Consider the following 949-nt stretch of genomic DNA (forward strand, 5'->3'; position numbering starts at 1 on the left):
AAGGGAGGAACGGGGAGTAGTGGTGGCTGGGTGGGGAGGGGAAGGGAAAAGGGAAGGGACTTGGGTCAAAAAGAAAGAGATGAATCCCAAAAACAGACTATTATCATCTTCTACGACTGCATAACCGTAGCTCGCCAGTAAATCATTGACGGTTGGGAAAAGGGCAAGACCAATGATGATAAATGCGGCAGTGATTAACCAAACGGCTTTGCTTGCTGATTTTGGTATCATGTCGCCATCAGGGTCGGTGTGTTTTGACCAGTAAAAGATGCCATATACATGAGTGAAAAAGTTAAATAGGGGTGCGAGCATTAGACCCACTGCGCCAGATGTTGCTTGTACAATGACTTCCCCTGCGGTTGCGCCCATACCAAAGCCATTGCCCATGACGTTTTTGCGAAATGACAGCGAGACGACGCAAACCAAGCCAATAAATGAGACAGCCAAGTAAAACCAATCAAGCGTAGTATGGTCTGTGGTGAGCCAAAAACCGGCGGACAGAGCAATCACACCGCAAATAAACCAAATAATAATCCATTGCATCGACCATTTTCCGGTGATGTTGTCCAATAGCTGAATACGCATAACTTTTTCCTCTAAAATTGACACTGATTTCAATATGAGGCTAACGGCACTGCGTTAGCTGAATAAATTATTATTATAAATAGGGTGCTTATTGGTATAGCTTACGGTTTTTTGCCATAGATATGCTTGTCGATAAATAACAACGCTTGCTGATAGCGAGCATCGTAATCCGGCTGGTCAATCATGTGCGGCGCGATATTGTGACGCGCAAAAATGTCTAGTAGGCGCTGCTCGAACCGTCCACGTGCTTCAGGCGTACCCAAAGAGCGCATGCCATCATCGACCCATGGCGTATTGTTATCGAGCATGATGGTGTGGTCTAAGCGAAACTCATCAACGCAAGCAGCGACAAAAGGATGGGTGC

At 46.2% G+C, this 949-nt stretch carries 1 protein-coding gene and 1 pseudogene; both read right to left on the reverse strand.

All coding sequences use genetic code 11. The features are described from left to right. The coding region (locus ACS8FC_RS15390; RefSeq protein WP_439297416.1) for a nicotinamide mononucleotide transporter at positions 1-585 on the reverse strand (585 nt) is incomplete at its 3' end. 101 nt (positions 586-686) lie between these two features. Beyond that, positions 687-949: pseudogene (locus tag ACS8FC_RS15395) on the reverse strand (multifunctional transcriptional regulator/nicotinamide-nucleotide adenylyltransferase/ribosylnicotinamide kinase NadR); the annotation flags it as partial.

The organism is Psychrobacter sp. 1Y4, from assembly GCF_051847555.1.